This is a genomic window from Enterobacter sp. K16B (genome assembly GCF_020216105.1).
Lineage (GTDB): Bacteria > Pseudomonadota > Gammaproteobacteria > Enterobacterales > Enterobacteriaceae > Enterobacter > Enterobacter sichuanensis.
Window position 1 is genome coordinate 38,470 of record NZ_JAIWJZ010000040.1, and the last position, 6,593, is coordinate 45,062.

The following is a 6,593-nucleotide window of genomic DNA, read 5'->3' on the forward strand; positions in this document are numbered from 1 at the left end:
GGATACTCCGACAGGGACGCTTTTTTATTTCTGGAGTAAACCACCATGTCTGAAGGCTGGAACATTGCCATTTTAGGTGCCACGGGTGCCGTGGGCGAAGCCCTGCTCGAAACCCTTGCTGAGCGTCAGTTCCCGGTGGGCGATATCTATGCGCTGGCGCGTACCGACAGCGCGGGTGAGCATCTGCGTTTTAACAGTAAATCCGTCATGGTCCAGGATGCCGCCGCGTTCGACTGGACGCAGGCGCAGCTGGCGTTTTTCGCCGCGGGCGCTGAAGCCACGGCGGCGTACATTGAAGAGGCGACCAACGCTGGCTGTCTGGTGATCGACCTGAGCGGCCTGTTCGCTCTGGAGCCGGACGTGCCGTTGGTGGTGCCGGACGTGAACCCGTTCGTGCTGGCCGACTACCGTAACCGCAACATCATCGCGGTACCTGACAGCCTGACCAGTCAGCTGCTGACGGCCCTGAAACCGCTGATCGACGACGGTGGCCTGTCGCGCATTGCCGTCACCAGCCTGCTTTCCGTGTCCGCGAACGGCAAAAAGGCCGTCGATGCGCTGGCAGGGCAGAGCGCGAAGCTGCTGAACGGCATCCCGATTGACGAAGATGATTTCTTTGGTCGCCAGCTGGCGTTCAACATGCTGCCGATGCTGCCAGATAATCAGGGCTCCGTGCGCGAAGAGCGCCGTATCGTGGACGAAGCGCGTAAAATTCTGCAGGACGATGGCCTGATGATCTCCGCAAACGTTGTGCAGTCCCCGGTCTTTTACGGTCATGCGCAGATGGTGAGTTTTGAGGCGCTACGCCCGCTGGCGGCGGAAGAGGCGCGTGATGCGTTTGGCCGCGGTGAAGACATTGTGCTTTCCGAAGAGCGCGAGTTCCCGACCCAGGTGGGTGACGCTACCGGAAGCGCACACCTCTCTGTCGGCTGCGTGCGTAACGATTACGGTATGCCGGAGCAGGTTCAGTTCTGGTCTGTTGCCGATAACGTCCGCTTTGGCGGCGCGCTGATGGCGGTTAAGATCGCTGAAAAACTGGTGCAGGAGTACCTGTACTGATGTCCGCAGTGGATCAAAAGCCGGTTCATAAAATTGCCCTCGGTATTGAGTACGACGGCAGTAAATATTATGGCTGGCAGCGTCAGAATGAGGTGCGTAGCGTCCAGGAAAAGCTGGAGAAAGCGCTTTCCCAGGTGGCAAACGAGCCGATCAACGTCCTGTGCGCGGGGCGCACTGACGCCGGTGTCCACGGGACGGGGCAGGTGGTGCACTTTGAAACCACCGCGGTGCGTAAAGATGCCGCCTGGACGCTGGGTGTAAATGCGAATTTACCTGGTGACATTGCGGTGCGCTGGGTGAAAGCTGTACCGGATGATTTTCATGCGCGCTTCAGCGCCACGGCGCGTCGTTACCGTTATGTCATCTACAACCAGCGTCTGCGTCCGGCGGTATTAAGCCAGGGCGTGACGCATTTTTATGAACCGCTCGATGCGGAACGCATGCATCGTGCGGCGCAGTGTCTGATTGGTGAAAATGACTTTACCTCATTTCGTGCGGTGCAGTGTCAGTCCCGCACGCCGTGGCGTAACGTCATGCACATAAACGTCAGCCGTTTTGGCGCGTATGTGGTGGTGGATATCAAAGCCAATGCCTTTGTACATCATATGGTGCGGAATATTGTGGGCAGCCTGATGGAAGTGGGTGCCGGACACCAGCCGGAGAGCTGGATTGCAGACCTGCTGGCAGCGAAGGACAGAACGCTTGCGGCAGCCACGGCGAAAGCGGAAGGGTTGTATCTGGTCTCGGTAGACTATCCGGATCGGTTTGACCTGCCGAAACCGCCAATGGGGCCGCTCTTTTTAGCGGACTAAATAAAGGTGCAATTAAGGCTTAGACAATATGGACGTAATTCGTTTTTTGATTGATTTCATCCTGCATATTGATGTTCACCTGGCAGAGCTGGTCGCGCAGTATGGCGTCTGGGTTTATGCCATTCTGTTCCTCATTCTGTTTTGTGAAACCGGTCTGGTCGTTACCCCCTTCCTGCCGGGCGATTCACTGCTGTTTGTCGCCGGGGCGTTGTCGGCGTTACCCACCAACGATCTGAACGTGCATCTTATGGTGGTACTGATGGTGATTGCCGCGATTGTCGGTGACGCGGTCAACTACACTATTGGTCGCGTGTTCGGTGAGCGGCTGTTCAGCAATCCGGATTCGAAAATTTTCCGTCGCAGCTATCTGGACAAAACCCATGCGTTTTATGAACGCCATGGTGGAAAAACCATTATCCTTGCGCGATTTGTGCCTATTGTGCGTACATTCGCACCGTTTGTGGCGGGAATGGGGCATATGTCCTATCGTCATTTTGCAGCCTATAACGTGGTGGGCGCGCTGCTGTGGGTACTGCTGTTTACCTATGCTGGCTATCTGTTTGGCGATCTCCCGGTGGTTCAGGAAAATCTTAAGTTACTGATTGTAGCGATTATTGTGCTTTCCGTCCTGCCGGGCGTTATCGAAATTATTCGTCACAAACGTGCGGCGGCAAAACAAGCGAAGTAAATGCACACTGGCGGTTCGACCACTTTTTTATCCAAAGTTTCGGGCTGTTATGTTTTAATGTGCAACATTCATGGTCTGTTGGAGGCAAAAATGGCATTATTCGCCTCTTATAGCAAAACTGGCATACGACCAGGTTCAGGCAGAAAGGTTATCAATGAGCTGGATTGAACGAATTAAAAGCAACATTACCCCAACGCGCAAAGCGAGCATTCCTGAAGGGGTATGGACGAAGTGTGATAGCTGCGGCCAGGTTCTGTATCGCGCAGAGCTGGAACGCAACCTTGAGGTGTGTCCGAAGTGTGACCACCATATGCGTATGTCGGCGCGCAACCGCCTGCATAGCCTGCTGGACGAAGGTTCTCTGGTAGAACTGGGCAGCGAACTTGAGCCAAAAGACGTGCTGAAGTTCCGCGACTCCAAAAAATATAAAGATCGTCTGGCCTCTGCACAGAAAGAGACCGGCGAGAAAGACGCGCTGGTGGTGATGAAAGGCACCCTGCATGAGATGCCGGTTGTTGCCGCTGCGTTCGAGTTCTCCTTTATGGGCGGCTCAATGGGCTCCGTGGTTGGTGCGCGCTTTGTGCGTGCCGTTGAGCAGGCGCTGGAAGATAACTGTCCGCTGATCTGCTTCTCTGCCTCCGGCGGGGCGCGTATGCAGGAAGCCCTGATGTCTCTGATGCAGATGGCGAAAACCTCAGCTGCGCTGGCGAAAATGCAGGAGCGCGGTCTGCCGTATATCTCCGTGCTGACCGACCCAACCATGGGCGGCGTCTCTGCAAGCTTCGCGATGCTGGGCGATCTGAACATCGCTGAGCCAAAAGCGCTGATCGGCTTTGCGGGTCCTCGCGTTATCGAACAGACCGTTCGTGAAAAACTGCCGCCTGGTTTCCAGCGCAGTGAGTTCCTCATCGAGAAAGGTGCCATCGACATGATCGTCCGCCGTCCGGAAATGCGCCTGAAGCTGGCGCGCATCCTGGCGAAACTGATGAATCTGCCAGCGCCGAACCCGGATGAGCCGCGCGAAGGCGTGGTGGTGCCGGATCAGGAACCCGAGGCCTGATAACTGAAAAGGGCAGGGCCAGCTGGCGCTGCCCTTTTGCTTTCTAATCTGTTAATGACAACCGGGCATTATGGAAAATAAAAGCATTCCCCAAGCCACGTCGCCCCTGGCCGCGTGGCTTTCTTATCTGGAAAACCTGCACAGTAAAACCATCGATATGGGCCTTGAGCGCGTAAGCCAGGTTGCTGCGCGTCTTGATGTGCTAAAACCGGCGCCTTTCGTATTCACCGTCGCAGGCACCAACGGCAAAGGCACCACCTGCCGTACGCTGGAATCTGTTCTGATGGCTGCGGGTTACAGGGTAGGCGTTTACAGCTCTCCACACCTTGTACGCTACACCGAGCGCGTTCGCGTGCAGAACAGCGAACTGCCGGAATCGGCGCATACCGCGTCGTTCGCGGAAATTGAAGCCGCACGCGGTGAAATTTCATTAACCTATTTTGAATACGGCACCTTGTCGGCGCTGTGGCTGTTCAAACAGGCGCAACTGGATGTGGTGATCCTGGAGGTCGGCCTCGGCGGACGTCTTGATGCCACCAATATGGTCGATGCGGATGTGGCGGTGGTCACCAGCATTGCGCTGGACCATGTCGACTGGCTGGGGCCGGATCGTGAAAGCATTGGCCGCGAGAAGGCCGGCATTTTCCGGGCGAATAAGCCGGCGGTTGTCGGCGAACCGGATATGCCGCACACCATTGCGGATGTCGCAAACGAGAAGGGCGCGCGTCTGCTGCGCCGCGGCGTGGACTGGCAGTATGAAGTTCAGGACAACGGCTGGCGCTTTAGCGATGCACAGGGCACGCTTGAGCACCTGCCACTGCCGCAGGTGCCGCAGCCGAACGCGGCAACGGCTCTGGCAGCACTTCGCGCCAGCGGGCTGGCGGTGAGCGAGCAGGCGATCCGCGACGGTATACAGCAGGCGATTCTGCCCGGGCGGTTCCAGATTGTCAGCGAGTCACCACGCCTGATTCTGGATGTGGCGCACAACCCGCATGCGGCGGCGTATCTCGCGGGACGTCTCAAATCGTTACCAAAAACCGGGCGCGTGCTGGCGGTTATCGGTATGCTTCATGATAAAGATATCGGCGGGACGCTGGCCTGCATGGAGAGTGTGGTCGATAGCTGGTATTGTGCTCCTCTGGAGGGGCCACGCGGCGCGACGGCTGAGCAACTGATGGAACATCTCGGCAAAGGCGCAATCTACACTAGCGTGGCGCAGGCCTGGCATGCCGCGATGGCGGATGCTAAACCAGAAGATACCGTGCTGGTGTGTGGTTCATTCCACACGGTGGCACATGTCATGGAAGTGATGGACGCGGGGAGAACCGGTGGCGAGTAAGTTTCAGAACCGTTTAACAGGAACCATTGTGCTGGTCGCGCTCGGGGTGATTATTCTTCCGGGGTTGCTCGACGGGCAGAAAAAGCATTACCAGGATGAGTTTGCCGCTATTCCGCTGGTCCCTAAACCGGGCGACCGGGATGAGCCGGATATGCTGCCCGCGGCAACGCAGGCGCTTCCCGCTCAGCCACCGGAAGGTGCGGCGGAAGAGGTACGGGCGGGCGATGCCGCAGCACCGTCGCTCGATCCGTCTCGTCTGGCGGCCGCGAGCAACAACGATATCGATCCTGTGCCGGTAGAGCAGCCCAAACCGGTTGAAAAACCGAAGCCGGTCGATAAACCACAGCCGAAACCGCAGCGGGATAAAACGGCAGAACAGCTTGCCGCGGCGTCAGAGACGCCTCCGCCAGCAAAACCGGCTCAGCAGGACGCGGCGGCCCCAACGGGTAAAGCTTACGTTGTGCAGCTTGGCGCGCTGAAAAATGCGGACAAGGTCAATGAGGTGGTAGGTAAACTGCGCAGTGCGGGATACCGTGTTTATACTTCACCTTCCACGCCGGTGCAGGGTAAAATTACCCGTATCCTCGTGGGGCCAGAAGCGTCTAAAGACAAACTGAAAGGTTCGCTCGGCGAGCTGAAGCAGATCTCCGGTCTGAGCGGCGTCGTGATGAGCTACAGCGCGAACTAAGTACGACCTGCTCCTTAAAGAGAGAGGCGATAAGCCACGGCGTTGAACATTTTTTCAGCGCCTTTTTTATTTACGCGCGGGAAGGAAATCCCTACGCAAACGTTTTCTTTTTCTGTTAGAATTCGCCCCGAACTGGATGACAGGGCGTTAAATCGTGGGACATATATGGTCTGGATTGATTACGCCATCATTGCGGTGATTGGTTTTTCCTGTCTGGTTAGCCTGATCCGTGGCTTTGTTCGTGAAGCGTTATCGCTGGTGACCTGGGGTTGTGCTTTCTTTGTCGCCAGTCATTACTACACTTACCTGTCTGTCTGGTTCACGGGCTTTGAAGATGAACTGGTCCGAAATGGAATCGCCATCGCGGTGCTGTTTATCGCGACGCTGATTGTCGGCGCTATCGTGAATTATGTGATAGGTCAGCTGGTCGAGAAAACCGGTCTGTCAGGAACGGACAGGGTACTCGGGATCTGTTTCGGGGCATTACGAGGCGTGCTGATTGTGGCCGCGATCCTGTTCTTCCTGGATACCTTCACCGGGTTCTCCAAAAGTGAAGACTGGCAGAAATCGCAGCTCATTCCGGAGTTCAGCTTCATCATCAGATGGTTCTTTGACTATCTGCAAAGCTCGTCGAGTTTTTTGCCCAGAGCGTAATCCGTTCTGAGATGTGGCTTAACGAGGAAAAGACGAATGTGCGGTATTGTCGGTATCGCCGGTTTCATGCCGGTAAACCAGTCGATTTATGACGCGTTAACGGTGCTTCAGCACCGTGGGCAGGATGCTGCGGGTATCATCACCATTGATGCAAACAACTGCTTCCGTTTACGCAAGGCGAATGGCCTGGTAAATGATGTGTTTGAAGCCCGCCATATGCAGCGTCTGCAAGGTAATATGGGGATCGGTCACGTTCGTTATCCTACTGCTGGCAGTTCCAGCGCCTCTGAGGC

At 56.3% G+C, this 6,593-nt stretch carries 7 protein-coding genes and 1 pseudogene; all 8 read left to right on the forward strand.

Translation table 11 applies throughout. The annotated features are described in order from the left end of the window. Positions 1–45: 45 nt before the first annotated feature. A complete protein-coding gene (locus LDK53_RS10415; protein ID WP_025757154.1) occupies positions 46–1,059 on the forward strand; it encodes an aspartate-semialdehyde dehydrogenase in 1,014 nt (337 codons plus the stop codon). Beyond that, a complete protein-coding gene (gene truA, locus LDK53_RS10420) occupies positions 1,059–1,871 on the forward strand; it encodes a tRNA pseudouridine(38-40) synthase TruA (RefSeq protein ID WP_025757155.1) in 813 nt (270 codons plus the stop codon). Before LDK53_RS10415 ends, truA begins: the two co-directional genes overlap by 1 nt. 28 nt (positions 1,872–1,899) lie before the next feature. Further along, complete coding sequence (locus LDK53_RS10425) at positions 1,900–2,559, forward strand: DedA family protein (RefSeq protein WP_039263236.1); 660 nt, start codon at positions 1,900–1,902, stop codon at positions 2,557–2,559. Positions 2,560–2,713: 154 nt separating this feature from the next. Continuing rightward, on the forward strand, positions 2,714–3,619 hold the full coding sequence (gene accD / locus LDK53_RS10430; RefSeq protein WP_025757157.1) for an acetyl-CoA carboxylase, carboxyltransferase subunit beta: 906 nt from the start codon (positions 2,714–2,716) through the stop codon (positions 3,617–3,619). Between the two features lie 70 nt (positions 3,620–3,689). Beyond that, positions 3,690–4,958 carry a bifunctional tetrahydrofolate synthase/dihydrofolate synthase gene (folC, locus tag LDK53_RS10435; RefSeq protein ID WP_047959158.1) on the forward strand — a complete coding sequence of 423 codons (1,269 nt, stop codon included), beginning with the start codon at positions 3,690–3,692 and terminating at the stop codon, positions 4,956–4,958. After that, the gene (gene dedD, locus LDK53_RS10440) at positions 4,948–5,646 is read left to right on the forward strand and encodes a cell division protein DedD (RefSeq protein WP_025757159.1); all 699 of its coding nucleotides are present in this window, start codon (positions 4,948–4,950) and stop codon (positions 5,644–5,646) included. The genes folC and dedD overlap by 11 nt, the downstream gene beginning before the upstream one ends. A gap of 165 nt (positions 5,647–5,811) precedes the next feature. Beyond that, on the forward strand, positions 5,812–6,300 hold the full coding sequence (gene cvpA, locus LDK53_RS10445) for a colicin V production protein (RefSeq protein ID WP_000262116.1): 489 nt from the start codon (positions 5,812–5,814) through the stop codon (positions 6,298–6,300). Between the two features lie 36 nt (positions 6,301–6,336). Next, positions 6,337–6,593 (forward strand): annotated as a pseudogene (locus tag LDK53_RS10450) (amidophosphoribosyltransferase); the annotation flags it as partial.